Raw genomic sequence first — 24,699 nt, forward strand, 5'->3', positions numbered from 1 at the left:
GTTGTCACGAGAATGCCCTCTCGATTGAGTACAGATCGAGACTAGCAGGTGTTCGGGCAAACGGAGTCGGGAGAACCGCCGTGATTTTCCGCAGTTGCCGGTGTGATGCGTCGCGACCGTTGGTCGTCTAGCTTGCGGCCCCCACAAAAACAATGAGCGCATTCATGCAAAAGCTGTTGAACGAGATACTCGATGAAGTACGGCCGCTGATCGGCCAGGGCAAAGTTGCCAACTACATCCCGGCATTGGGTGGCGTTGCGCCGGATCAGCTGGGTATCGCGGTCTACAGCAATGATGGCGAACTGCACTATGCCGGGGATGCCTCGACGCGCTTCTCGATTCAGAGTATTTCCAAGGTGTTCAGCCTGGTGCAGGCCATCGGCCACTCGGGCGAAGACATCTGGCAGCGGTTGGGCCATGAACCGTCCGGTCAGCCGTTCAATTCCCTGGTGCAGCTGGAATTCGAGCGGGGCAGGCCGCGCAACCCGTTCATCAACGCGGGTGCGCTGGTGATCTGCGACATCAACCAAGGCCGTTTCGCCGCGCCGTCGCTGTCATTGCGCGACTTTGTGCGGCGGCTGTGTGGCAACCCGGAAGTGATCTCCGATTCGAAAGTGGCTGAATCCGAATACCAGCATCGCTCGCGCAATGCCGCAGCGGCCTACCTGATGAAGTCGTTCGACAACTTCCATAACGAAGTGGAAGACGTGCTGCGCAGCTATTTTCACCACTGCGCAATGAGCATGAGTTGCGTCGATCTGGCGCGAGCCTTTGGCTTTCTCGCCAATCAGGGATTTTGCGTCCACAGCGGCCAGCAGATTCTGACCGCCCGGCAGACCAAACAACTCAACTCGATCATGGCCACCAGCGGTTTGTACGACGAAGCGGGCAACTTTGCCTATCGCGTCGGCCTGCCAGGCAAAAGCGGCGTCGGCGGCGGTATCGTGGCGGTGGTGCCGGGGCGGTTTTCGGTGTGCGTCTGGTCACCGGAACTCAACCCCGCCGGTAATTCCCTGGCGGGCATGGCGGCGCTGGAGAAGCTCAGCGAGCGCATTGAGTGGTCGGTGTTCTGATCCGCAGCTGCCTTCGGGGAATATATTCCCGAGCATTCCCGCCCTGGCGCTGGTCTACTGGGTTCACGTCAGTCAACGCTCCGGCTGATGGCATCCTTACTGAAGCGCCAGGGAAAGCATGTACCTGAATCGATCATTCCAGTTTTATATCGAAGCGCCGTGGCTCGGCAGCAAGTCCTTCAAGCCGCTGCTCATCCTCGCCGCCGCGCTGTTGCTCAGCGCCTGCGGCACCCAACGCAGCCAGGAAGGTCCAGAGCTGACGCCCGGACAGATTCGTACACAAATCCTGCGCCTTATGCCGGCCAAAGTCCCGGACAGAGAAGGTTGGGCTGCGGATATCCAGGCCGCGTTTACCGCGCAAGATATCGCACCGACCACCCAGAACCTGTGCTCGGTGCTGGCCGTGGCCGAGCAGGAATCAACCTTTCAGGTCGATCCGCCGGTGCCGGGGCTGGGCAAGATCGCTCGCAATGAGATCGACCGCCGCGCCGCCCGCCTGCACATTCCCGGCGTGCTGATTCGTACGGCCCTGCAGATTCGTTCACCTGACGGCAAATCCTACGCCGCGCGCCTGGATGCAGCGCGCACCGAGAAACAGCTCAGCGCGATTTTCGATGATTTCATCGGCATGGTGCCCATGGGGCAAACCCTGTTCGGCAATTTCAACCCGGTTCACACGGGCGGGCCGATGCAAGTGAGCATCGCCTTCGCCGAAAAACAGGCCAAAAATTATCCTTACCCGGTTTCCGGCACGATTCGTCAGGAGGTGTTCAGTCGGCGTGGCGGCATGTACTTCGGCATCGCTCACTTGCTGGGTTATCCGGCCAATTATCCGGCACCGCTGTATCGCTTTGCCGACTTCAATGCCGGCTGGTACGCCAGTCGCAATGCGGCTTTCCAGAGTGCGGTGAGTCAGGCGACGGGCATCAAGCTGGCGCTGGATGGCGATCTGATCCGTTACGACTCGACGTCACCCGGTTCCACCGAACTGGCGATACGTGCGTTGAGCAAGCGGCTGGACATGAACAACTCGGCGATCTTCAGTCAGCTCAAGCAGGGCGATACGCTGGAGTTCGAAGACACCCAATTGTATGAGCGGGTATTTTCGCTGGCTGAGGCTGCGGCGGGTAAATCATTGCCTCGGGCGATTCTGCCGGGCATCACCCTGCAAAGTCCGAAGATTACGCGCAATCTCACCACGGCCTGGTTTGCCCAGCGAGTGGATGATCGCCGCGAACGGTGTATGCAGAAGGTAGCGACAAGCGCTGGAGGCTAGGGCAGTTCTTCCCACTTGACCAATCGGAGCTGTGAGCGCTCGGCGTGTTGCTGCAAGGCTTCAAGCTCGGTGCGCAGATTCGACAGATTATGTTGCACGCCGATTCGGGCGTGCAGGCAAGCGTAGAACCAGGCATCGGAGTCACTCATCGTCGAATCGGGTTGAATGAAGACTCTTCGCTCCCCCCTGAAAACGTATCGAATCTCAAAATGTCGGCCATTCGCCATAACCATGCTATCTCAGTTGTGATAGCGCTATGACATTGGTGGCAGACAGCCAGTTCCCCTTGGCGATTGTTTTTCAGCCCAAAGGTCAGGATCAAGCGTTGAGCCTGTCCAGAGTCGATGGATCCGGCACGCCGTCGAAGAAGGTATCCAGCACATTCTGGAAGATGCTTCGCTGGGGATCCGCCACGGCGAACAGGGTCATGCTCGAATGCAGCTTCATGTCATCCGGCGAGCCGAAAATCTGCCGTGCGGTCCGTTGCACCTGCGGCTCGATAATCTGCGCGCAGAGTTCCAGGCGCTGCCCCAATAGCGGGTGTTGCAGGTAGGCCTGCGCTTCTTCAAGGCAGGTAATGGCGTAGAATCTTGCCATTTCGCTGCGGCCCAGCCCGCTGATCTGCGGAAAAACGAACCACATCCAGTGTGTTTTTTTCCTGCCGTTACGTAATTCAGCCAGCACTTTGTCGAAACGGTGGTTCGGTCCCTGTGCGGCGACGAAGCGTTGCAGATTGTAAAAGTCGTGCATGGCACACCTTCCAACAGACGCAGATTTATCGAGTGTGGTATTCGGCGGCGGCCTTATGATGTGCCAGTTTAGCCGCTGAACCTCTGCGTTGCGCCGGGTTCGATAGATCTTCCTCCCTTCGTTTTTATCCGAGAGCGTTCCTGCGCATGCCTGTTGTCAGTCGTTTTGCCGCATTTTTCGATCAGGCACGCCGTGCGCTGGGATTGGTCTGGATCACTTCCCGGGGCTTGTCGCTGGGGTTGGTGGCGGCGACTTTGATGGCGGGCGTGCTGCCGGCGCTCGCCGCTTTTCTGGGCCAGCGTATCGTTGATGCGGTGGTCGCGGCCATGCAACTGCATGCCGACACTGGCAACGCGCCGCTGTGGCCGGTATTGCGTTATGTGCTGATGGAGGCGGGCGTGCTGGGCTTGCTGGCCGGCACCCAACGCGCCTTGTCGGTCCAGCAGTCATTGCTGCGTGTGCAACTGGGGCAGCGGGTCAACACCTTGATCCTGGAAAAGGCGCAAACCCTGTCACTCAGCCAGTTCGAGGACTCGGAGTTCTATGACAAGCTAGTGCGCGTGCGCCGCGAAGCCTCAACCCGGCCGCTGGCATTGGTGACCAAATCCCTGGGGCTGACCCAGAATCTGATTTCCCTGATCAGCTTTGCGGTGCTGCTGGTGCATTTCTCGCCTTGGGCGCTGCTGATTCTGGTGCTGGGCGCCTTGCCGGTATTTTTCGCCGAAGCGCATTTTTCCGGCGATGCCTTCCGCTTGTTCACTCGCCGCGCCCCGGAAAGCCGTCAGCAGAACTACATCGAAACGCTGCTTTCCCATGAGACCTATATCAAAGAGGTCAAGCTGTTCGGTTTCGGTCCCTTGTTGTTGCAGCGTTACCGCGACACGTTCGCGCGTTTGTATGCCGAAGACCGGCGCCTGACCCTGCGTCGCGACGGTTGGGGATTTCTGTTGGGGCTGCTCGGCACTGCGGCGTTTTATCTCGCTTATGCGTGGGTGGTGGTGGACGCGGTGCATGGTCTGATCACCCTGGGCCAGATGACCATGTATCTGGTGCTGTTCAAGCAAGGGCAGGGCGCGGTGAGCAGCAGCCTGAGCGCCATCAGCGGGCTGTACGAGGACGGCCTTTATCTGGCCGATCTGTATGAATACCTCGGGCAACCCGTCACCGTGGAAGTCGGCGGCGTGACCGAAGGTGCGCTGCCCGGCGACGGCCTGCGTTTCGAAGGCGTGAGCTTTACCTATCCGGGATCCAGTCATACGACGCTGGAAAGTATCGACCTGCATCTGGCGCCCGGTCGCAGCGTTGCGCTAGTGGGTGAAAACGGTTCCGGCAAGACCACGCTGATCAAGTTGTTGACCCGTCTGTATCGTCCGAATCAAGGGCGCATTCTGCTTGACGGCAGCGATCTCAACGACTGGAACGAAGATGCCTTGCGGCGGCGCATTGGCGTGATCTTCCAGGACTACATCCGCTACCAGTTCATCGTTGGCGAAAATCTTGGGGTGGGTGATATCGACGCCTTCGGCGAAGAGCAACGCTGGCGTGATGCCGCCAGCCAGGGCATGGCGGCGGAGTTCATCGAGCAACTGGACAAGGGCTATGCGACGCAACTGGGCCGCTGGTTTGCCGGTGGTCAGGAACTCTCCGGCGGCCAGTGGCAGAAAATTGCCTTGTCCCGGGCCTACATGCGCCGCAACGCCGACATCCTGATCCTCGACGAACCCACCGCAGCCCTGGACGCCGGCGCTGAAGCGGCGGTGTTCGAGCATTTTCGCGAGTACGCCAAGGGCCGCATGACGCTGCTGATTTCCCACCGTTTTTCCAGCGTGCGCAATGCCGATCACATCGTCGTGCTGGATCAGGGCCGGGTCCTGGAACGCGGCGACCACGCCAGCCTGGTGGCTGCGGGCGGGCGCTATGCCACGCTGTTCGACTTGCAGGCGCGGGGGTATCGCTAACGGGCTTGCGACGTTCAGTGTCGGGTAAGCCGCTTCGCGAACGAGGATTGCCAATGTGTAGGAGCGCGGCTTGCCCGCGAATCGGATTTTCAGCCGACTTTATCTATCGCCTGAAACGAAGCTTTCGCGGGCAAGCCTCGATCCCAGGAAGGATCAGGCTAACCCCGAGCCATCAAGGCAGTGGATCGAACTTCAACGCGCTCAGGCTTTGGACCTTGTCCTCACGGACCATTTTGTATTCGGTGTTCGGGCCGATCCAGCGTTCCCAGATGGCGTCGATCTCGCCAGCGTCGTCCATTGCCTTGAGGGATTCATTGACCTTGGCCAGGAACGCCGGTTCGTCCTTGCGCATACCGGCGCCAATGGGCTCCAGGGCCATTGGCTCCTTGACGATGGCCAACTCAAGACCCGATGCCTTGGCCTGATTGACCAGTTTGATCGCGGTCATGGTGTTGGTCACCAGCCCGACAACCTTGTTCTGTTGCAGCGCCATGTAGGCAGAGCCGGTGTCCTGGAACGTTACCGGAGTCGCGCCAGCGATACGGATCGACTGTTCGGAAGTTGAACCCTTGGTGGAGCTGATGCGTTTGTCCTTGAAGAACGCCTTGTCCTTGTCGGCGTTGGCGGCGTGGACCACCAGGGTTTCCTTGGCAATGTAGTACGGGTCGCTGAACTGGATCTGATCGGCGCGGGTCTTGGTGTAGGCCAGATTGGCGAAGAGCACATCGACGCGGCCCATTTTTACTTCCGGAATCCTGGCTTCCACCGACATTGGCTTGAGCTCCAGCTTGACCCCCAGCTTCTTGGCCAGCGCCGTACACAGATCGACGTCCATGCCCACCAGCTCGCGGGTTTTCGGGTCCGGCGCGGAGAACGGCGGTACATCGGCATACACGCCGCAGCTCAAAGACTGCCTGGTCATGATGTCGTTCAGCTGATCGGCGTGGGCAAGGGTGGCTGCCAGGGGACTGAGTGCTACGACGGCGAACAAATGCTTGATACGCATGGGAATGCTCCAGAAAAAATAGGTATGGGTAGACCGGATCCAACGGCAGTTAGAAAAATCAATGTCCACGCAAGTCCGCGATAAAACGCTGGGCGCGGGGGTGTTGGGGCTGACTGAAAAAGCTCTCTGGGTCGCTTTTTTCCAGAATCTGCCCGGCATCCATGAACCAGATGGTGTCGGCAACTTCACGGGCGAAGTTCATTTCATGGGTCACGCACATCATGGTCATGCCGTCTTTGGCCAGGCCCTTCATGACACTCAGGACTTCACCGACCATTTCCGGGTCCAGGGCACTGGTGGGTTCGTCGAACAACATCACCGGCGGCTCCATGGCCAAGGCCCGGGCAATGGCCACGCGTTGCTGTTGGCCGCCGGATAATTGCGCGGGGTAGGCGCCAGCTTTGTGCGCCAGGCCGACGCGTTCCAACAATTCCATGGCCCGCTGTTTGGCGGCCGAGCCCTTCAAGCCCAAAGTCTTGGTGGGCGACAGGATGATGTTGTCCAGCACCGACAGGTGTGGAAACAGGTTAAAGCTCTGGAATACAAAACCGACCCGGCTACGCAGCCGGTTCACGTTGGCGTCGGTGCCGTTTACATCCTGGCCGTCGAACAGAATCTGCCCTTCCTGGATGTCCTCCAGGCGATTGACCGTGCGGATCAGCGTCGACTTTCCGGAGCCTGAAGGGCCGCACAGCACCACCACTTCACCGGTATTTACCTGGGCGGTGAGATTGGTCAAGGCCTGGTATTCGCCGTACCACTTGTTGACGTTGGAAAACATGATCATTGGACGCATGAGTCAGCCCTGTTCAATTAATAGGGGTCAGCAAAGGGCTGTCGACGGCGGCAGCGGTTACGGTACCCAGACGCTTGCGGGCAATGCGCCGCTCCAGCCAGTCGGCCAGATGGGTCAGGGCGAAACACAGCAGGTAATAAATGACCGCGAGGATGAAGAACACCTGAAACGGCTTGGTCAGCAGTTGGTTGTTGACCTGATTGGCGGCGAACGTCACTTCCTGAACGTTGATCACATAACCCAGAGACGTTTCCTTGATGATGGAGATGAACTGGCTCAGCAGGCTGGGCAGGGCGTTGTAAAGCGCCTGGGGGAGGATGACCCAGGTGGTGGTGCGCAAGTAGCTCATGCCCAAGGCGCGGGAGGCTTCGTACTGGCCGCTCGGCAATGCCTGGATGCTGCCGCGAATGATTTCGCACAGATACGCGCTCTGGTAGATCACCAGGGTGCAGAGCATGGTGGTGAACCCGGTGATGTTGTGGCCGATGAGCAAGGGGACCAGAAAGTAGGTCCAGAAGATCACCATGAGCAGCGGAATTCCCCGCAGCACATACACCCAGACTGTCGCGCAATAGCGCAGCGCTTTCCACGGCGAGATTCTTGCGACAGCCAGCAGCAGGCCGAACGGAAAGGCCAGCAACAGGGCCAGTACCGCCAGAATCAGCGTGCTTGCCAGTCCACCCAATGGACCGTGCGGGTATTGGCCGATCAGGAACAGCGTCCAGTTTTCCTGGAGGATCTTGAAGATATCGAACATGCTCGCTTACCTCGCCAGGGCTTTGTTGAACCGCTTGGCCAGCAGGGCACCGAGCCCCATCAGCAGCAGCGAAATGGCCAGGTACACCACTGAGGCAACCAGAAAGGACTCGAAGGTTCGGAAGGTATAGTTCTCGACTTCTCGCGTTGCATACGTCAGCTCCATCACTCCGATAGCCATGGCCAGACTGGTGTTCTTGAACAAGAGCACCGTGTGGTTGATCAACGACGGCAAGGAGTTGCGCACGCCCTGGGGCAGGATCACGTAGCGCATTGAACGCACATAGCCCATGCCCAGCGCTCGCGAAGCCTCGGTTTGCCCCGTCGGAATGGCCCGCAGGCCACTGCGGATGTCTTCACTGAAATAGGCCGCCTGACACAGGCCAAGGGCGATGATCGAGAACAGGTATTCAGTGTTGTAATTGGCCAGCCAGATCTGCGTCGAGGTGGACAGCAGTGTCGGGATACCGAAATACCACAGCATCAATTGCACCAGTGTCGGCACGTTGCGGTGGTAGGAAACATAGGCCGCAACGATGCGGTTCGCGTATTTGTTGCCGGTCAGGCGCACGGTCACCAGAACGAGTGCCAGGGCCATGGCCAGGCACCAGGCAAACAGCGCCAGTTGCAAGGTCATTTCGATGCCCTTGACGATCAGTTCGGCGTATTCACCTTGCAGGATCGGGGCTAAATCGAAGTCATGCTTCATGGTCAATCCCTATCAGCATTGGGTAGGGGCAGAAAAAGTGCCAGGCATTGGCCTGGCCAAGGAGCGCATTGACGGATGAGTCCGTTCTGTTCGCAGTGCAGCGGTGCAGCGCTGGCAGGTTCAGCCCTGGTAATCCTGCGGGCGGGCGGTCGACAGGCCACCGGGGACTTGCAGGGTCGGCGTGATTTCCATGTGACCGATATTGACGGCGACCGGGGCGGCAATGGCGAAGGCGATGGCATTGGCGATGTCCGCGGCCACCGGCAACTCGAAGCCCTCGACAAAGCGCTTGTAGGTTTCTTCGGAATCGCCATGGACATGGGCGAAGATGTCAGTGGCAACGCGGCCAGGGCAGATTTCGGTAACCCGTACGCGTTTGCCGAAGGCATCGATACGCAGTTGGCGAGAAAGCATGCTCACGGCGGCCTTGGTGGCGTGATAGGTCGAGTTACCGCCAAAGTTATAGGCCGCAGCAATGGAGCTGATATTGATGATGTGGCCACTGTCGCGTTCGACCATGCCTGGCAATGCCAGACGCGCCAGATGCAGCACGGCGCGCAGGTTGACATCGATCAGGAAATCGATGCCCTCGGCGTCTGCCGCAAGGATCGAACCCGGACGATCCACCCCGGCGTTGTTGACCAGAATATCGAAGCTGTATTGGCCGAACAGGGCGGTCAGTGCGGGCAGATCGGTAACGTCGATAGCATGGGCAATACAACCAGTGCGTGCGGCCAGATCAGCCAGTTTGTCGGCGCTGCGGGCAATGGCATGAACTTCGATACCTTCCTGACAAAGACGCTCGACCACGGCTGCGCCGATGCCGGAAGAAGCGCCAGTGACCAGTGCGGTTTTGTAATCGGAAAATGGCATTGCGGTTACCCCTGAATCCATGGGTTCACACGCCTGGCATGTGAACGATCAATACGGTTGTGTGTAGCTCATGTACCGACTCTATCCAGCGTAAACCCTGGCGACCAAGACGGAATGGCTGTGTGGCTATAAGGCTCTCTTATGACGTTGGCCCAGAGCGGCCGGCTCAGGCCATCAGCTGTGAGACGGGCACGATCTGGCCCCCGGCAGTTTCGATTTCGCGACGCACGGTGTGAGCCAGCTCAACCGCGCCCGGTGTGTCGCCGTGGAGCAATATCGAACAGGCGTTGACCTTGATCACCTTGCCGTTGATGCTCGTTACGGTGCTGTCTTCAAGTAACTGACGAACCCGCTGCAATACGGTGGTTGAGTCCTTGATCACCGAGTTGGCGATTTTGCGTGGCACCAGCAGGCAATCGTCGTCGTACGCGCGGTCGGCCAGAAACGTGGTGGCGACTCGCAAATTGCACAGGGCGGCAGCGCTTTCGATGGCCCTGCTGCTTGAGGAACTGATGATGAGTGTCGGATCAAAGGCGGCCACGGTCCGAATCAGCGGCGTTGCCAGCTCGATATCAGCGGCGGCCATGTTGCCCAGGGCGCCATGGAAGCTCATGTGCGTCATGCGATGCCCGGCGGCTTTGGCAATAGCCGCCAGAGCCCCCAACTGATACGTCACATACGTACATAGCTCGGTGATGTCGATATTCATCTGACGTCGGCCGAAGCCCTGCAGGTCGGGGAAACCTACATGGGCGCCCAGATCGATGCCTTTGGCTTTGGCCATGCGTGCAGTGTTATTCATGATCAATGGGTCGCCGGCATGAAAACCGCACGCGACGTTGGCCGAGGAAATGATCTCCATCAGCGCTTCATCCTCGCCCATGCGCCAGGCACCGAAACCTTCACCCAGGTCCGCATTCAGATCGATCTTCATGGCAGCATTGCTCCGGCTTCAACAGGACAAAGGCTGATCAGCGTCTGGCCATAACCCACGGCGGTGCCGCTGGATACGAGCTGGCTGCAGACCTTTCCGGCGTGCTGGCTGCGTACGGGAAGCAGCAGCGAGCCAATTGCCAGGAGGGCCACCAACTGCCCAACCACCACGTCGCTGGCCATGGGCGCGAGCACTAAATTGTCGTCCGGGTGTGCATCCAGAAACCGTCCCAACGACGGGGCCTTGATGTCGAGCAGGGTTGCGCAAGGCCTGGCTTCCGGGGTTGTCGGGTCGGGAGCTGCCGAAGGAGGGGCGTGGGCGCTGCCGAGCTTGAGCGTCAGCTTGAATCCCGGCTTCTCGATCTCAGCACCGCACAGGCCTGCCTGTTTCAGGTCCGCCGACAACTGGCGAATTTCTTCAATATTCATTGTCATCATCCTCAACGCCGGGCCAGGCCATGCAGGGCCACAAGACGCCGTGTTTCGGCGAGATAGCGCTGGTTGTGTTCAAGGGCGTCCAGCGCCTGGTCATAACTGCATTCGATAAAGCGCACCCGGCTGCCAATGGCGGCCTGACCCAGGCGCCACAGGTCGGCCTCGATCACGGTGCCGAATTTCGGGTAGCCGCCGCTGGGTTGAGCATCACGCATCTGGATAATGGGCTGGCCGCCATGGGGCACTTGAATGACGCCAGGCACGATGCCGTGGGAGCGAACCTCCACGGCGCGCTCAGGCAGGATCGGTGTGCCGGCGAGGCGATAGCCGTAGCGATTGCTCTGGGAGGTGATTTTCCAGTCTCCGGCCCAGAACGACGCACGGGAGTCGGCGGTAAAACCCAGATACTCGGCGGCAGGCAATACGCGAATGGCGGGGATGTCATGCACGGCCAGAGGCAGTGCCCGAGCGGCACCCAGCACGCCGAAATCCGTCGCCCCGGCGAGCAATCCCGGCTTGCCGGCGCCCAGTTGATCACCTTGCTGCAAGGCGCGCCCCTGGAAACCGCCAAACTCACCGCGCAGCTGGGTGCTGCGTGAACCGAGCACCCGTGGCACGTCGACCCCGCCTGCCAGGCACAGATAGGCTCGGCAGCCCGAAGCAGGGCGGTCGATGGTCAGGGTCTGGCCTTTGTGACCTTGCATGACCCAGTTCGGCGGCAATGCGCTGCCGTCCAGATTCGATGCGCAGGCTGCGCCAGTCACCGCAAAGGCACAGTCCGCCAGCAGGCGTACCTGGAAGGGAAATACCGGAATTTCGATAGCTGCTGCATCATCGTCATTGCCCAGCAAAATATTGCCGGTCACGACGGCCAGCGCGTCCATTGCACCTGAAGTGCCCACCCCATAACCCAGGCTGCCGATTCGGCCCAGATCCTGAACCGTGGCCAGGGCCGTGGCGGATAGAATCTCGATCATCGAATGATCCTCTCGATGCGAAAGCGCAGCAGATCACCCGGCTGCAAGAGCGCCGGAGGGGATTGTTCCGGGTCGAAGAAGACCATTTCGGTACGGCCGATGGTGTTCCAGCCGCTGGGACCGGCGGACGCCGAAACCCCGGTCTGCACGCCGCCGATAGACACTGAACCGGCGCCGATGCTGATCACCGGAACCTGGCGCCTCGGGGTCGCGATACGCGGATCCATGCCTCCCAGATAGCAGTAACCCGGATGGCTGCCTAAGGCGTACACCGGATAAAGCGGCTCACTGTGCAGGTGAGCAATGGTCTCGATATCCAGCCCGGTGTGGGCAATCACGTCATTGATGTGTGGCCCGTGCTCACCGCCGTAAGTCACCGGCAATTCGATGATGCGGCCCTCCAGTGGCAAGGGCTCGCAAGCTTCCCAGGTTTCCAGCAGGCGTTGGGTCAGGGCGCCGAGTTCCCTCGGTGCGCGGGTGAACGTCAACATCAGGTTATTCATGCCCGGCACAGATTCGCGAATTTCCGGCCATTGCGCGGTCACCCGGGCCATCGCCCAGAGGCGCTGTTGCGGGGCCAGGTCCAGGCTGCCTGGCGCCTCAAAAAGCAGGGCCGTGGTGCCCAACAGGCTGATGGTCGGACTCGGGTCCGCAGGGGTGATGCTCATTGGGTGCTCCGTTGCTGCAGCCAGTGCTCCAGATGGTGAATGTCGACGCCACCGCGGCAAAAATCCGGGTCTTGCAGAATCTCGCGGTGCAGGGCGATGTTGGTGGAAATACCCTCCACGTAGAGTTCACTCAACGCCAGGCGCATACGTGCCATGGCTTCCTCACGAGTGGCGCCGTGGCTGATGACCTTGGCGATCATTGAGTCGTAATAAGGCGGCACCCGGTAGCCGGTGGTGACATGGGAATCGACCCGCACACCAAATCCGCCCGGCACTTCCCAGCGGGTGATCTGGCCCGGAGTCGGCATGAATGTCAGCGAGTCCTCGGCATTGATCCGGCATTCCAGGGAATGACCGTTGGCGACGATGTCGCTCTGGCGCAGCTCGAGACGTTCGCCTCGGGCCATGCGCAGCTGCTGTTGAACGATGTCGATGCCGGTTGTCATCTCGGTCACGGGGTGCTCGACCTGCAGACGGGTGTTCATTTCAATGAAGAAGAACTGACCGTCTTCAAAGAGGAACTCGAAGGTGCCGACGCCCCGGTAGGCGATCTGCTGGCAAGCCTTGACGCAACGCGCTCCGACATGGGCGATCAGTTGCGGATCGATCCCGGGCGCGGGCGCCTCTTCCAGCACTTTCTGATGGCGGCGCTGCAACGAGCAATCGCGACTGCCCAGCCACACGGCGTTGCCGAACGCGTCGCACAGGACCTGAATTTCCACGTGTCGCGGGTGACCCAGGAATTTCTCGATATAGAGCTCCGGGTTGCCGAACGCCAGACGGGCCTCTTCACGGGTCAGGGCGATCGCGGCCAACAGGTCTGCTTCGCGCTGGACCACGCGCATACCGCGACCGCCGCCACCGCCCGCCGCCTTGACGATTACCGGGTAACCGATTTCCTGCGCCACCGCCAGGATGGCTTGCGGATCGCTGGACATGCTGGAATCAGGGCCGGGAACGCAAGGTACGCCGGCTTCGCGCATGGCGCGTTTGGCGGCGACTTTGTCACCCATGGTGCGAATACAGGCGGCGCTGGGGCCAATGAACGTCAGGCCGGCATTCTCTATACGTTCGGCAAAGTCAGCACTTTCGGAAAGGAAACCGTAACCGGGATGGATCGCCTGGGCGCCGCTTATTTCTGCAGCGAAGAGCAGCGCGGTCTGGTTCAAGTAGCTTTGAGTGGGGGCGGCGGGTCCGATGCAAATCGCCTCATCGGCTTGTAAAACGTACTGCGCGTGACGATCGGCTTCGGAATAAACCACTACGGTTTTCAAGCCCAGGCCACGGCAGGCACGCTGGATACGCAAGGCAATTTCGCCACGGTTGGCGATCAGCACTTTTTCGAACATTTGGATGCACCTAAAGAGTTCGGGTCGTGATCAACCGAGACGGAACAAAGGTTGGCCTGCTTCGACCTCAATGCCCCCGGTGGCCAGAATCGCTTCCACGACACCTGAATGCGGGGCCTTGAGCGGGTGGAACATTTTCATCGCTTCGATAATTGCCAGTGTCTGACCGGCCTCAACGTTATCGCCTACTGTGACAAAGGGTGCTTCTCCCGCCGCAGGCGTCAGATGCAGGACACCGTAGAGGCTGGCCTTGACCGCGTTGTCAGCGGTTGGAGGCATGACCGGTTTGGCGGCGGGGGTTGGTGCGTGGGTTGCCAGGCCTGGCTGCGCATTGGCGGGCAGCGATGGCGCTCGCGCCACAGCAGTGGCGCCCTCTTTGAACAGACGTATCGTGCTGTCGCCTTCTGTCAGGCTCAGTTCGATCAGGTCGGACTCAGCCAGCAAATCGATCAGTGCCTTGATGCGTTCTTGGTCCATACCCTTGCTTCACCTTTGCCGCGTGTCGTATTGAATGGAGTTCAATCTAACGAGGGCCGTTCGGGACCGCCAAGACGGTTTGGCTGTGGGGTGATAAGGCTCGCTTATGACGCAGAAGCGGTCTGATTGCGCATCTCTGCGATCAGCTCCAGAAGAATGGCCTTGACCGCCTGGGCCGGGACCGACAAAGGCAAATGGCCGGACAGGCACAGGGCCAGAGGTGCTTGTATGCCGGGTTCGACAATGTGCAGCATGCGCGCACCCGTGGCGGCCATCAGCACTCTGGCTGCTGATTCGGGGAGGATGGTTGAACCGAAGCGCTCGGCGACGGCTGCGGTAAGGGTCGCCGATGATTCCACCTCGGCCACCACATTGGCGCTCAGACCGATGCTGACGAAAGCTTCGTCCACCAGCTTGCGCATGATGTTGTAAGGCCGAGGCAGGAGCATTGCCATGGGCGCCAGCTCGGCCAGGGATATTTCATCCCGCTCGCTCAGGTGGGCTTCGGCGCTGACCAGATACAGGTTTTCCCGCAGCAGCGGTACAAAACTCAGGCCATGGACTTCACGCCCGCCGTACAGAACCGCCATGTCCATGCGCCCGTTCATGATCAGTTCGCTGAGGGTGGTGCCGAAATTCTCGTTGAGGTAAAGCAGAATCCCCGGGTAGCGCTCGCGAACCCGACGCAAGAGCGGCAGCGACAAGGTCGAGGCTGCGGTGCCCGGTGCCAGGCCCACCGATACTTGACCGGACAGCGCATGGCCGGTGTCGTTGACGTCGCTGATGGCCTGTTCGCACTGACGCAATATGTGTTGGGCATGGCCGTAGAGCACCTTGCCCGCTTCGGTGGGCGTCACGCCGCGCTTGGTACGAATCAACAATTGCTGATGCAGTTCGGCTTCCAGCGTCGCCAACTGTTGGCTAAGGGCCGGCTGGGCAATATGCAAGACATCGGCGGCCTGCGTCAGGCTGCCGATATCGACGATTTTTACGAAGTACTTCAGGCGGCGAAGGTTCAAAAGACAGGACTCATGGATGAAATGGCATCCAGACGGGTTTAGCAAAAGGCAGGCCATGCAGCGCAATCGGTTTGAACGCTCAGCGATTGAGCTATAAGCCTTTGTTATGACCAAAGGTGCCGTTGCGGGTTTTGCTTTGAGGCGGCGCAGTGAATCCTGATGCGTTCCATTTTGGTGCGTCGGTGTTCTGCAGGCTGTCATAAGGACTTCCTATTAGCCCAGAACGAAACTGTCTTATCTGCATGAGGATAGCGACTCGTAACGTAGTGCCTCGAATGTCACCTCCGAGGATTACGACCTTGAACGCCTCCCGCATCGCCGCCCGCGTGCAACGCATCAAACCTTCGCCGAGCAGTGCCGCCGCCGACCGTGCCATTGAACTGCGCCGCCAGGGCAAGTCGATCATCAATCTGGTAGTGGGTGAACCCGATTTTGATACGCCGCCGCACATCCGCCTGGCCGCGTGCGCCGCTATCGAGCGCGGCGAAACTCGCTATACCTCGAACGCCGGCACGCTGGAGCTGCGCCAGGCCATCGTGGCCAAGCTGGCGCGGGAAAATGATCTGCAGTACTCGGCTGCCCAGGTCGTGGTGACCTGCGGGGCGAAGAGCGCGATTTTCAATGCCTTCGCGGCAACCCTGGGCGCGGGCGATGAGGTGCTGATCCCCGCGCCTTACTGGGTTTCTTACCCGGACATGGTGCTGGCGTGCGAAGGCGAGCCGGTGACCATCGCCTGCCCGGAAGAGAACGGCTTCAAGCTGACCGCAGAACAGCTGCGCGGCGCGATTACCGAGCGGACCCGCTGGTTGCTGCTCAATTCACCGAGCAATCCGACCGGCGCCAGTTACAGCGTGGATGAACTGCGTCGGTTGGCTGACGTGTTGCTGGAGTTTCCCCACGTACTGGTCATGACCGACGACATCTACGAGCATATTCGCTTTGAAGGTGCCGATAACGGCCACATTCTGGGGGTCGAGCCTGCGCTACGTGATCGCGTGCTGGTCATCAATGGCGTTTCCAAGACCTATGCCATGACCGGCTGGCGTATTGGCTACGCTGCAGGCCCGGCGGACTTGATCAATGCCATGGCGACTTTGCAGTCGCAGTCGACCAGCAATGCGAGCTCGGTGGGCCAGGCCGCAGCGCTTGCGGCCTTGAGTGGCGACCAATCGTTTGTCAAAGAAAGCGTCGTGATCTACCAGCAGCGCCGCGATCGTTGCCTGGACCTGATCAACGGCATAGAAGGCCTGAGCTGCCTGAAACCCGATGGCGCGTTTTATCTGTATGTGAACTGCGGTGCATTGATTGGCAAACGTACTCCGGCCGGGCAGGTCCTTGCGACCGACACCGATGTGGTGATGTATCTGCTGGAAAGTCAGGGCGTGGCAGTGGTCGCGGGTACGGCTTACGGCCTGGCACCGTTCTTTCGCATGTCGATTGCTACCGACCTGGAAACCCTTGAACAGGGCTGCAGCCGAATCGCCACCGCCGTTGCGGCCTTGGGCTGAGGCGTTGGTCATGACGACTCAGGCGAGCGCGTTGAGCTTCAGGCAGGCGTTGCTGGCAATGCTCGGCATCTCGCTGGTGCTGATGTTGTCGGCCCTTGACCAGACGGTGATTGGCAATGCCTTGCCAAGCATCGTGGCCGAACTGCAAGGGTTTGAGCTCTACGCCTGGGTCGCCACGGGTTATCTGTTGACTTCAATCGTGACCATTCCGGTATTCGGTCGGCTGGGTGATTACTACGGTCGCAAACCGTTTGTGCTGGCCGCGACCATCGTTTTCACACTGGCGTCACTGGTGTGTGCCCTGGCCAATGACATGTGGGTACTGGTCGTCGGCCGGGCATTGCAAGGGGTTGGTGGCGGAATGCTGATCGGCACCGCGTTCGCCTGCATTCCCGAGTTGTTTCCGGATACCCGGCAACGGCTGCGCTGGCAGATGATGCTCAGTGCGTTGTTCAGCGTGGTCAATGCCATCGGTCCTGGTCTGGGCGGTTACCTCACCGGCGCGTATGGCTGGCGTTCGGTGTTCTACCTGAATCTGCCGTTGGGTTGCCTGGCGCTATTTTTCGCCTGGCGCTACTTGCCGCATTATCGGCCGGTGCAGGTGACCGGCATCCGCCTCGATTGGCCAGGCGCGCTGTTGATCGCCGTGGCGTTGGGCAGCCTGCAATTGGGCGCTGAGTGGATGGGCCATTCGAGCACAGTGCTCAGCGCGACGCTGGGCTTGATTTGCGTCACAGCGGTATTGGCGTTATGGCACTGGGAACGTCGTTGCGCCTCGGCGCTTTTGCCGCCGGCGATGTTTGCCATGTCCAGCCTGCGCATCCTGTTTGTGCTGTCGATGCTGGCCGGGGCGATCATGTTCACGCTGTTGTTTTACCTGCCACTGCTGTTGCAGGGCAGTTATGGGTATTCGCCTCAAGACGCCGGTTTGTTGATTACCCCTCTGGCGCTGAGCATCACCCTGGGCGCGATCGTCAACAGCCGTATCGTGACCCGGCTGCGCAACCCGAACTGGTTGCCACTGGCAGGTTTTCTGGCGCTGCTGCTGGCTTGTGCCGGTCTGGCCGTCGCAGGTCGTGGCGCGTCGTTTCACGCCTTGTTGCTGCTGATTTTGCTGGCGGGTGTGGGGTTGGGTTTCATCCTGCTCAACCTGACGGTATTCACCCAGACCCTGGCCGAACGGCAGTTTCTAGGTATTGCCACGGCGCTGACCCAATCGCTGCGGCTGGTCGGCGGGTTGCTGGGCACTGCGGCCATGGGGGTTCTGGTCAATCTGTTGTACGTCTCCCAGCTGAGTCAGGCGTTTTTGGCACAAGGGCATGAACGTGCGATTGCTCGTTACATTGATCCACAGATTTTGCTGACATCGACGGTTGTCGATTCCGCCGAAACTCATGCGTTGCTGGAGTTGGCCCGTGGCGCGTTGGCCAATTCAGTAGGCGTAGGCCTGTTGATGTGCGCCGGCCTCGGCGTTATTGCCCTGTTGGTTTTATATCGCTTGCCTCCGGTAAGACTGGTCACTCTCCCGACGCTTGTTGCTCCCCAAAATAATAAGACTTAACTGCCCACTTCCGCACTGCTTACAACTCTAACTGACAGTAAAGGATATTCCGATGGAGCTCCTCAATCGTTCCCCGCGTGTGGTCGCTGGTATTTGCGGCATGGTCATGGCCCAGCAGGCATTCAGTGCCGGTTTCGTGGAAGACAGCAAGGCCAGTATTCTGGCCAGAAACTTCTTCAGTAATGCAGACAATCGCAGTGGCGCGGCAGATCCAAACTACACGCAAGAGTGGGGGCAGGGGTTTATTTTCGATTTCCGCTCCGGTTATACCCAAGGGGCTGTAGGTTTTGGTGTGGACGCGCTCGGTATGTTGGGTATTCGCCTGGATTCCGGTAAAGGTCGCCATTACAACCCGACGAGCACCGCATTCAACGGCAATGTTTTCCCCACGGACAGCGACGGCCGCGCCGTGGATGAGTTCGGCAGCGTCGGGCTGACGGCCAAAGCCCTGATCTCCAAAACAGAGTTTCGTTACGGTACGCTGGTCCCGATGCTGCCAGTGGTAATGTCCACCGATCGTATGTTGCAACAGACCTTCAATGGGGGGCAGGTTCAATCCAAGGATATCGACAACTTCACGTTTACTCTGGGTCAGTTGGAACATGTAAAAGGTCGTGGATCAAGTAACCAGATGGGCATGTCGATTCCCGGCGCCAACAACGCAGTTACCGGTGAGTTTGTTAACAAGTTTTACTACGGCGGCGTGGACTACAAGCCGACCAAAGACTTGTTGCTGCAGTATTACTACGGCAACCTGGAAGACTTCTATAAGCAGAGTTTTCTGGGTCTGAAATATGACCTGCCAGTAGGACCCGGTACGTTGCGTTCTGATCTACGTTACTTCGATAACAAATCAGACGGGGCCAACGGCAATGATCCAGCGTTCTACACCTTGGGTTATTACGGCAATGGCGTAACCAAGGGCAAGGTTGACAGCCGGTTGTCGAGCGCCTTTTTCACCTATATGGTCAGCGGTCACACCATTGGTGCCGGCTTCCAGCAGGTCAGCGGCGACAGCGATGCGGTCTGGCTGAACCAGGGTGATGGATCCACCGCTTATTTCATGACCGAGTCGATGATCGGCAAATTCCAGCGTGCCGGTGAAAGCACCTGGCAGGTCCGTTATGGCTACGACTTTGCGCAGGTAGGCATTCCTGGCCTGAGCTTTTTGGGTATGTACGAAAGTGGTTCGAACATTCGTACGCCAACAGGCGATACAAAGGAGTGGGAACGCAACCTGACCGTCAGCTATGTGGTGCAATCCGGTCCTCTGAAAAAGCTCAATGTTCAATTGCGCCACGCCTCGTTGCGCACGCAAGTCACTACCCAACGTGACAGCGATGAACACCGTGTGATCGTGTCCTATCCGCTGGATATCCTCTGATCCGCAGTGCCTGACGGCTGGGTGAGCGTCTTGAGGGCAAGACGCTCGCTAGCCACGATCTGGCAATCATTGACGCAATCACTGACCCAGATCATGTCCGGGCCGGACAGCTGCTGCTATACCTCAGGGTGCATTGATCGCCGCGTTGCGCTGCATCGGCGCTCAGGTTTGCTCAGGATTCCGTGGTCTCAGTGTCTGAGCCGTCACGAGTGAGCGATATCCCTAATGTCCGTCTTGATGGAAGGAGTGATATCCGTGAAAGCTCTCGTCTACCAGGGGCCAGGAGAAAAATCCTGGGTCGATAAGACCGATCCCGTCATTGAAAAGCCCACTGACGCGGTGGTGCGTATCCTGCACACCACGATTTGTGGCACTGACTTGCATATCCTCAAGGGCGACGTTCCCGCTGTGACGCAGGGGCGAACCCTCGGGCATGAAGGCGTAGGCGTGATCGAGGAAGTCGGTTCCGCCGTACGCAATTTCAAAAAAGGCGATCACGTGCTGATCTCCTGCGTCACCTCCTGCGGCAGCTGCCCCAACTGCAAGCGTCAGCTGTATTCCCATTGCGCCGATGGCGGCTGGATTCTCGGTCACTTGATCGATGGCACCCAGGCTGAACAGGTGCGCATCCCCCACGCGGACAACAGCCTGTACCCGATTCCGGCAGGTGCCGACGAACAGGCGCTGGTGATGTTGAGCGATATCCTGCCCACCGGTTTTGAAATCGGCGTGCTGTCGGGCAAGGTCAAACCCGGCGATGCGGTGGTCATTGTCGGTGCCGGTCCGATCGGCATGGCGGCGCTGCTGACGGCGCAGTTTTACTCGCCCGGCAAGGTGATCATGGTCGATGTCGATGCCAACCGTCTGGCGGTGGCCATGCAGTTCGGCGCGACCCATATGCTCAATCCCGTCGAGGACGATGTGGCCGCCCGGATCTTCGAACTGACCGATGGCATTGGCGCCGACGTCGCCATTGAAGCCGTGGGCATCCCCGCATCGTTTGATACCTGTCAGCAAATCATTGCTCCCGGTGGACATATCGCCAACGTGGGCGTGCATGGCAAGAGTGTCGAGTTGCATCTGGAAAAACTCTGGATCCAGAACATCAATATCTCTACGGGGCTGGTCAATACCAACACCACGCCGATGCTGATGAAGACCGTCCAGGCCGGGAAGATCGAGCCAGGCAAGCTCATCACGCACCGCTTCAAGCTTGAAGACATCCTTCAGGCATACGAGGTCTTTGGCAACGCTGCCAAAGAGAAGGCCATGAAGGTGTTGTTGTCTTCATAAACCGGCGTTCAGCCCGCCTTGGCCATAGCGACTAACCGGTAACCGGTCTACGGACGTCCGTTGTTCATCGAGCACTAAGGAAAAGTGGATGCACGTGGAATTGAAGAAGCAGTGGATCAAGTACGCGCTGGGCTGCGTCATCATTGTCGGTTTGGGAGTCTGGATGTGGGTGGCGTTGCGGCCCAGCGGGTTGGGGGAGGGTTTCGCCAGTGGTAACGGGCGCATCGAGGCCACTGAAATCGATGTCGCCACCAAGCTGGCCGGGCGCATATTGACTATCGAGGTGGATGAAGGCGGCTTCGTTCAGCCCGGACAGGTCATTGCCACCATGGATGTGCAGGTGCTGGATGCGCAGCTTAAACAGGCTCAGGCTCAGGTTCGGCAGGCCGACAACGCGGTGCTGACCGCTGAGGCGGTGGTTGAACAGCGTGAAAACGAAAAGAATGCTGCCGAAGCCGAGGTCAATCAGCGTATCGCCGAGTTGACTGCAGCGCAGAAGCGTTATGGCCGCACCGATCAGCTGATCAAGTACAACGCCGTGGCCCGCCAGCAACTGGACGATGACCTGGCCGTACAGCAGAGCAAACAGGCGGCAGTCGCATCGGCTCGGGCGCAGGTCTGGTCGGCGAAGGCAGCGATCATTGCCGCCAAATCGCAGGTGATCGAGGCTCAGTCGACGGTTGAAGCACTTCAGGCCGGCGTTGATCGTTTGCAGGCTGACATCACCGACAGCCAGCTCAAGACCGACCGCATGGCGCGTGTGCAGTATCGTGTTGCCCAGCCTGGCGAAGTGTTGGCGGCCGGAGGTAAAGTGCTGAATCTGGTGGACCTCAATGATGTCTACCTGACGTTTTTCTTGCCCACCGGCCAGGCAGGGCGCGTCGCTCTGGGTTCGGATGTGCGGGTTATTCTGGATGCTGCGCCACAGTATGTGATCCCGGCGCAAGTCAGTTATGTCGCCAGCGTCGCGCAGTTCACGCCCAAGACCGTGGAAACCAGCAGCGAGCGGGAAAAACTGATGTTCCGGGTCAAGGCGAGGATCGATCGCAAGCTTCTGGAGAAACACCTCAACCAGGTCAAGACCGGCTTGCCAGGTGTGGCCTGGCTCAAACTTGATGCCGATGCACAATGGCCTGCCAGTCTTCAGATCAACGTGCCGCAATGATGGCGCCTGAGCTCAACGTCGTGGAGCTTGCCGGAATCGGTTTGCGCTATGGCAAGCAGGCCGCTCTGGATAACGTTGCGCTACAGATTCCCGCTGATTGCATGGTGGGGGTCATAGGCCCTGACGGGGTTGGGAAATCGAGCCTGCTGGCGCTGGTTTCCGGCGCGCGAAAGCTGCAGCAGGGCAGCTTGCAGGTGCTGGGCGGCGATATGTCCAGCGCGGCGCATCGGCGGCAGGTTTGCCCGCGCATCGCCTATATGCCGCAGGGCTTGGGCAAGAATCTGTACCCGACCCTCACCGTGTTCGAGAACCTGGATTTTTTCGGGCGGTTGTTTGGCCAGGACGCAGCAGAACGCAACCGCCGTATCGACGATCTGGTACGCAGTACGGGCCTGGACGGGTTTACCGATCGCCCGGCGGGTAAGCTGTCCGGAGGCATGAAGCAGAAGCTCGGCCTGTGTTGTGCGCTGATTCACGACCCCGACTTGCTCATACTCGATGAGCCCACCACCGGTGTCGATCCCTTGGCGCGCAATCAGTTCTGGGAGTTGATTGCACGGATACGCAACAACCGGCCGGGCATGAGTGTGCTGGTTTCAACCGCGTACATGGACGAAGCCCAACGCTTTGACTGGTTGATCGCAATGGACGCGGGCAAGGTCCTGGACACCGGAGCGCCCGCCGAACTGTTGCAGCGTACGCACAGTGAGAACCTGGAGCAGGCGTTCGTTGCCTTGCTCCCGGAAGAAAAACGTCGCGGCCACCAGACACTGGTGATCCCGCCACGTAAAACCGAAGACGCTGCAGCAGTGGCCATTGAAGCCCATGGCCTGACCTGTCGTTTTGGGGATTTCGTCGCCGTCGACCACGTGGATTTCCGCATTGAGCGCGGCGAGATTTTCGGCTTTCTCGGCTCCAATGGCTGTGGCAAATCCACGACCATGAAAATGCTCACCGGTTTGCAGCCTGCCAGTGAAGGCAAAGCGCTGCTGTTTGGTCAGGAAGTAAACCCCAAGGACATCGAGACCCGCCGCCGGGTCGGCTACATGTCCCAGGGGTTTTCTCTGTATGGCGAATTGACTGTCTTACAGAACCTGGTGCTGCACGCCCGATTGTTCCATCTACCCAAAGAGCTGCAAGGGCCGCGCATCAAGGAAATGCTTGAGCGTTTTGACCTGATGTCAGTCACCGACAGCCTGCCCAATGATGTGCCATTGGGCGTGCGGCAGCGGTTGTCGCTGGCCGTCGCGGTGATTCATAAACCGGAGGTGTTGATCCTCGATGAGCCCACTTCCGGCGTGGACCCGGTCGCTCGGGACAACTTCTGGGAATTGCTGATTCAGTTGTCCCGGGAGGAAGGCGTGACGATCTTCATCTCCACGCATTTCATGAATGAAGCGCTGCGTTGCGACCGGATATCAATGATGCATGCCGGCCGCGTCCTGGACAGCGGCACCCCTCAGGCGTTGATGAGCAAGCGCGGCCTGCCGACGCTGGAAGCGACATTCATTGCCTACCTGGAAGATGTCGCGGATACACGGGCGGCCTCCGATATGCCGGACACTTCGACGCAACCAGGCGTCACCGAAAAATACCTGCCGCGTTCGGGATTCAGCTGGCAGCGCCTGTTCAGCTACAGCCGCCGCGAAGCCATGGAACTGCGCCGCGATCCGTTTCGCGCGACCCTCGCACTGTTCGGTACCGGTCTGTTGATGCTGATCATGGGCTACGGCATCAATCTGGATGTCGAGAACCTGCGCTATGCCGTACTCGACCGAGACCAGACTGGCGCGAGTCAGGAGTACATGCTCAATCTCTCGGGCTCGCGCTACTTCATCGAGAAGCAGGCGCTGCAGGACTACGATGAGCTGGATCAACGGCTGCGCAGTGGAGATATCAGCCTGGCGGTGGAAATTCCTCCCGGTTTCGGTCGTGACTTGAAACGCGGCAGCCATCCGCAGGTGGGCTTCTGGGTGGACGGCGCCATGCCAACCCGTGCAGAAACCATCAAGGGTTACGTGGCTGGCATTCATGCGAGCTATCTGCAGCAACGGTTGCTGGAAACCACCGGCACTGCACAAACCAGCCCCGTTGATATCGCCTTGCGTTATCGCTACAACCCGGATGTGCAAAGCCTGCCGGCGATGGTGCCAGCGGTAATTCCGCTGTTGCTGATGCTGATTCCGGCCATGCTCATTGCGCTGGGCGTCGTGCGAGAAAAGGAACTGGGTTCGATTACCAACCTGTACGTCACACCGGTAACGCGCCTGGAATTCCTGCTGGGCAAGCAGCTGACCTACATCGCGCTGGGGATGATCAATTTCTTCATCCTGTTGGTGATGGCGCTGCTGGTCTTCGACATTGCCGTGAAGGGCAGTCTTGCCACCCTGATCATCGGCGCCTTGCTGTACATCATTTGCTCCACCGGCATGGGCCTGCTGATGTCCTCGATCCTCTCCAGTCAGATCGCGGCGATTTTCGGCACGGCGATCATTACGCTGTTGCCTGCAATCCAGTTTTCCGGACTACTGGACCCGGTTTCGTCCCTTGAGGGCGTAGGTGCGCTGGTGGGCAATATCTATCCGACCAGCCACTTCCTGACCATCAGTCGCGGCGTGTTTTCCAAGGGGTTGGGGCTGGCGGACCTGTATGCCTATTTCATTCCTCTGCTGATTGCCATTCCGGTGCTGACATTGCTCAGCGCCGCCGGCCTCAAGAAGCAGGAGGTCTGAA

The 24,699-nt window shown here is 59.4% G+C and carries 23 protein-coding genes; 9 read left to right on the forward strand and 14 right to left on the reverse strand.

Annotation, left to right across the window (positions count from 1 at the left end):
- The first annotated feature begins 164 nt into the window (after positions 1-164).
- Both glsB and CFII64_RS12710 read left to right on the forward strand, forming a co-directional pair.
- Positions 165-1,073, forward strand: coding sequence for a glutaminase B (gene glsB / locus CFII64_RS12705; RefSeq protein WP_020291182.1), 909 nt, complete (start codon positions 165-167; stop codon positions 1,071-1,073).
- A 118-nt stretch (positions 1,074-1,191) separates the two neighbouring features.
- Positions 1,192-2,349 (forward strand): DUF1615 domain-containing protein, encoded by a 1,158-nt coding sequence (locus tag CFII64_RS12710; protein ID WP_020291183.1) that lies wholly within the window; start codon positions 1,192-1,194, stop codon positions 2,347-2,349.
- Here CFII64_RS12710 and CFII64_RS30525 read toward each other — a convergent pair.
- Both CFII64_RS30525 and CFII64_RS12720 read right to left on the reverse strand, forming a co-directional pair.
- Positions 2,346-2,582: a DUF6555 family protein gene (locus CFII64_RS30525; protein WP_324294187.1), complete on the reverse strand. Its 237-nt coding sequence runs from the start codon at positions 2,580-2,582 to the stop codon at positions 2,346-2,348. The two genes, CFII64_RS12710 and CFII64_RS30525, sit on opposite strands and share 4 nt — an antisense overlap.
- Positions 2,583-2,667: 85 nt before the next feature.
- The gene (locus CFII64_RS12720; RefSeq protein WP_020291185.1) at positions 2,668-3,099 is read right to left on the reverse strand and encodes a DUF1810 domain-containing protein; all 432 of its coding nucleotides are present in this window, start codon (positions 3,097-3,099) and stop codon (positions 2,668-2,670) included.
- A 146-nt stretch (positions 3,100-3,245) separates the two neighbouring features.
- On the opposite strand from CFII64_RS12720, the gene CFII64_RS12725 reads away from it, so the two are divergent.
- Positions 3,246-5,057, forward strand: coding sequence for an ABC transporter ATP-binding protein (locus tag CFII64_RS12725; RefSeq protein ID WP_020291186.1), 1,812 nt, complete (start codon positions 3,246-3,248; stop codon positions 5,055-5,057).
- A 172-nt stretch (positions 5,058-5,229) separates the two neighbouring features.
- On the opposite strand, the gene CFII64_RS12730 is transcribed toward CFII64_RS12725, so the two are convergent.
- The 12 genes from CFII64_RS12730 to nac form a co-directional block, all read right to left on the reverse strand.
- Positions 5,230-6,063: an ABC transporter substrate-binding protein gene (locus CFII64_RS12730; RefSeq protein WP_020291187.1), complete on the reverse strand. Its 834-nt coding sequence runs from the start codon at positions 6,061-6,063 to the stop codon at positions 5,230-5,232.
- Positions 6,064-6,121: 58 nt separating this feature from the next.
- A complete protein-coding gene (locus CFII64_RS12735) occupies positions 6,122-6,850 on the reverse strand; it encodes an amino acid ABC transporter ATP-binding protein (protein WP_020291188.1) in 729 nt (242 codons plus the stop codon).
- A 22-nt stretch (positions 6,851-6,872) separates the two neighbouring features.
- Positions 6,873-7,616 (reverse strand): amino acid ABC transporter permease, encoded by a 744-nt coding sequence (locus tag CFII64_RS12740; RefSeq protein WP_020291189.1) that lies wholly within the window; start codon positions 7,614-7,616, stop codon positions 6,873-6,875.
- Positions 7,617-7,622: 6 nt separating this feature from the next.
- Positions 7,623-8,324 carry an amino acid ABC transporter permease gene (locus tag CFII64_RS12745; RefSeq protein ID WP_020291190.1) on the reverse strand — a complete coding sequence of 234 codons (702 nt, stop codon included), beginning with the start codon at positions 8,322-8,324 and terminating at the stop codon, positions 7,623-7,625.
- 120 nt (positions 8,325-8,444) lie between these two features.
- The gene (locus CFII64_RS12750; RefSeq protein ID WP_020291191.1) at positions 8,445-9,197 is read right to left on the reverse strand and encodes an SDR family oxidoreductase; all 753 of its coding nucleotides are present in this window, start codon (positions 9,195-9,197) and stop codon (positions 8,445-8,447) included.
- 166 nt (positions 9,198-9,363) lie between these two features.
- Positions 9,364-10,131, reverse strand: coding sequence for a LamB/YcsF family protein (locus CFII64_RS12755; RefSeq protein WP_020291192.1), 768 nt, complete (start codon positions 10,129-10,131; stop codon positions 9,364-9,366).
- Complete coding sequence (locus CFII64_RS12760) at positions 10,128-10,559, reverse strand: hypothetical protein (RefSeq protein ID WP_020291193.1); 432 nt, start codon at positions 10,557-10,559, stop codon at positions 10,128-10,130. Before CFII64_RS12760 ends, CFII64_RS12755 begins: the two co-directional genes overlap by 4 nt.
- An 11-nt stretch (positions 10,560-10,570) precedes the next feature.
- Entirely contained in the window at positions 10,571-11,542 is a 972-nt protein-coding gene (locus CFII64_RS12765) for a biotin-dependent carboxyltransferase family protein (RefSeq protein WP_020291194.1), read from the reverse strand.
- Positions 11,539-12,210: a 5-oxoprolinase subunit PxpB gene (gene pxpB, locus CFII64_RS12770; RefSeq protein WP_020291195.1), complete on the reverse strand. Its 672-nt coding sequence runs from the start codon at positions 12,208-12,210 to the stop codon at positions 11,539-11,541. The genes CFII64_RS12765 and pxpB overlap by 4 nt, the downstream gene beginning before the upstream one ends.
- Positions 12,207-13,559: an acetyl-CoA carboxylase biotin carboxylase subunit gene (gene accC, locus CFII64_RS12775; RefSeq protein WP_020291196.1), complete on the reverse strand. Its 1,353-nt coding sequence runs from the start codon at positions 13,557-13,559 to the stop codon at positions 12,207-12,209. The genes pxpB and accC overlap by 4 nt, the downstream gene beginning before the upstream one ends.
- A 30-nt stretch (positions 13,560-13,589) precedes the next feature.
- Positions 13,590-14,036 (reverse strand): acetyl-CoA carboxylase biotin carboxyl carrier protein subunit, encoded by a 447-nt coding sequence (locus tag CFII64_RS12780; protein WP_020291197.1) that lies wholly within the window; start codon positions 14,034-14,036, stop codon positions 13,590-13,592.
- 104 nt (positions 14,037-14,140) lie between these two features.
- Positions 14,141-15,055, reverse strand: a complete 915-nt coding sequence (nac, locus tag CFII64_RS12785) for a nitrogen assimilation transcriptional regulator NAC (RefSeq protein ID WP_020291198.1) — start codon at positions 15,053-15,055, stop codon at positions 14,141-14,143.
- A 299-nt stretch (positions 15,056-15,354) separates the two neighbouring features.
- Between nac and CFII64_RS12790 the strand changes: the two genes are divergently transcribed.
- The 6 genes from CFII64_RS12790 to rbbA all read left to right on the forward strand — a co-directional run bounded on the left by CFII64_RS12790 (position 15,355) and on the right by rbbA (position 24,698).
- Positions 15,355-16,563, forward strand: a complete 1,209-nt coding sequence (locus CFII64_RS12790) for an aspartate transaminase (RefSeq protein ID WP_020291200.1) — start codon at positions 15,355-15,357, stop codon at positions 16,561-16,563.
- A gap of 10 nt (positions 16,564-16,573) precedes the next feature.
- On the forward strand, positions 16,574-18,124 hold the full coding sequence (locus tag CFII64_RS12795; protein WP_020291201.1) for an MFS transporter: 1,551 nt from the start codon (positions 16,574-16,576) through the stop codon (positions 18,122-18,124).
- Positions 18,125-18,176: 52 nt separating this feature from the next.
- Positions 18,177-19,508, forward strand: coding sequence for an OprD family porin (locus tag CFII64_RS12800; RefSeq protein WP_020291202.1), 1,332 nt, complete (start codon positions 18,177-18,179; stop codon positions 19,506-19,508).
- A 255-nt stretch (positions 19,509-19,763) separates the two neighbouring features.
- A complete protein-coding gene (locus CFII64_RS12805; protein ID WP_020291203.1) occupies positions 19,764-20,801 on the forward strand; it encodes a zinc-dependent alcohol dehydrogenase family protein in 1,038 nt (345 codons plus the stop codon).
- A gap of 88 nt (positions 20,802-20,889) precedes the next feature.
- A complete protein-coding gene (locus CFII64_RS12810; protein ID WP_020291204.1) occupies positions 20,890-21,966 on the forward strand; it encodes an HlyD family secretion protein in 1,077 nt (358 codons plus the stop codon).
- Positions 21,966-24,698: a ribosome-associated ATPase/putative transporter RbbA gene (rbbA, locus tag CFII64_RS12815; RefSeq protein WP_020291205.1), complete on the forward strand. Its 2,733-nt coding sequence runs from the start codon at positions 21,966-21,968 to the stop codon at positions 24,696-24,698. The genes CFII64_RS12810 and rbbA overlap by 1 nt, the downstream gene beginning before the upstream one ends.
- The last annotated feature ends 1 nt before the right edge of the window (position 24,699 follow it).

This window comes from Pseudomonas sp. CFII64, assembly GCF_000416235.1.
Taxonomy (GTDB): domain Bacteria; phylum Pseudomonadota; class Gammaproteobacteria; order Pseudomonadales; family Pseudomonadaceae; genus Aquipseudomonas.

Coding starts and splice junctions, on each gene's coding strand:
- rbbA (WP_020291205.1), top strand. CDS start 21,966: ATGGCGCCTGAGCTCAACGTCGTGGAGCTTGCCGGAATCGGTTTGCGC.
- glsB (WP_020291182.1), top strand. CDS start 165: ATGCAAAAGCTGTTGAACGAGATACTCGATGAAGTACGGCCGCTGATC.
- CFII64_RS12710 (WP_020291183.1), top strand. CDS start 1,192: ATGTACCTGAATCGATCATTCCAGTTTTATATCGAAGCGCCGTGGCTC.
- CFII64_RS12750 (WP_020291191.1), bottom strand. CDS start 9,197: ATGCCATTTTCCGATTACAAAACCGCACTGGTCACTGGCGCTTCTTCC.
- CFII64_RS12760 (WP_020291193.1), bottom strand. CDS start 10,559: ATGAATATTGAAGAAATTCGCCAGTTGTCGGCGGACCTGAAACAGGCA.
- CFII64_RS12780 (WP_020291197.1), bottom strand. CDS start 14,036: ATGGACCAAGAACGCATCAAGGCACTGATCGATTTGCTGGCTGAGTCC.
- CFII64_RS12730 (WP_020291187.1), bottom strand. CDS start 6,063: ATGCGTATCAAGCATTTGTTCGCCGTCGTAGCACTCAGTCCCCTGGCA.
- accC (WP_020291196.1), bottom strand. CDS start 13,559: ATGTTCGAAAAAGTGCTGATCGCCAACCGTGGCGAAATTGCCTTGCGT.
- CFII64_RS12740 (WP_020291189.1), bottom strand. CDS start 7,616: ATGTTCGATATCTTCAAGATCCTCCAGGAAAACTGGACGCTGTTCCTG.
- CFII64_RS12745 (WP_020291190.1), bottom strand. CDS start 8,324: ATGAAGCATGACTTCGATTTAGCCCCGATCCTGCAAGGTGAATACGCC.
- CFII64_RS12795 (WP_020291201.1), top strand. CDS start 16,574: ATGACGACTCAGGCGAGCGCGTTGAGCTTCAGGCAGGCGTTGCTGGCA.
- CFII64_RS12725 (WP_020291186.1), top strand. CDS start 3,246: ATGCCTGTTGTCAGTCGTTTTGCCGCATTTTTCGATCAGGCACGCCGT.
- CFII64_RS12810 (WP_020291204.1), top strand. CDS start 20,890: ATGCACGTGGAATTGAAGAAGCAGTGGATCAAGTACGCGCTGGGCTGC.
- pxpB (WP_020291195.1), bottom strand. CDS start 12,210: ATGAGCATCACCCCTGCGGACCCGAGTCCGACCATCAGCCTGTTGGGC.
- CFII64_RS30525 (WP_324294187.1), bottom strand. CDS start 2,582: ATGGTTATGGCGAATGGCCGACATTTTGAGATTCGATACGTTTTCAGG.
- CFII64_RS12800 (WP_020291202.1), top strand. CDS start 18,177: ATGGAGCTCCTCAATCGTTCCCCGCGTGTGGTCGCTGGTATTTGCGGC.
- CFII64_RS12765 (WP_020291194.1), bottom strand. CDS start 11,542: ATGATCGAGATTCTATCCGCCACGGCCCTGGCCACGGTTCAGGATCTG.
- CFII64_RS12755 (WP_020291192.1), bottom strand. CDS start 10,131: ATGAAGATCGATCTGAATGCGGACCTGGGTGAAGGTTTCGGTGCCTGG.
- CFII64_RS12720 (WP_020291185.1), bottom strand. CDS start 3,099: ATGCACGACTTTTACAATCTGCAACGCTTCGTCGCCGCACAGGGACCG.
- CFII64_RS12735 (WP_020291188.1), bottom strand. CDS start 6,850: ATGATCATGTTTTCCAACGTCAACAAGTGGTACGGCGAATACCAGGCC.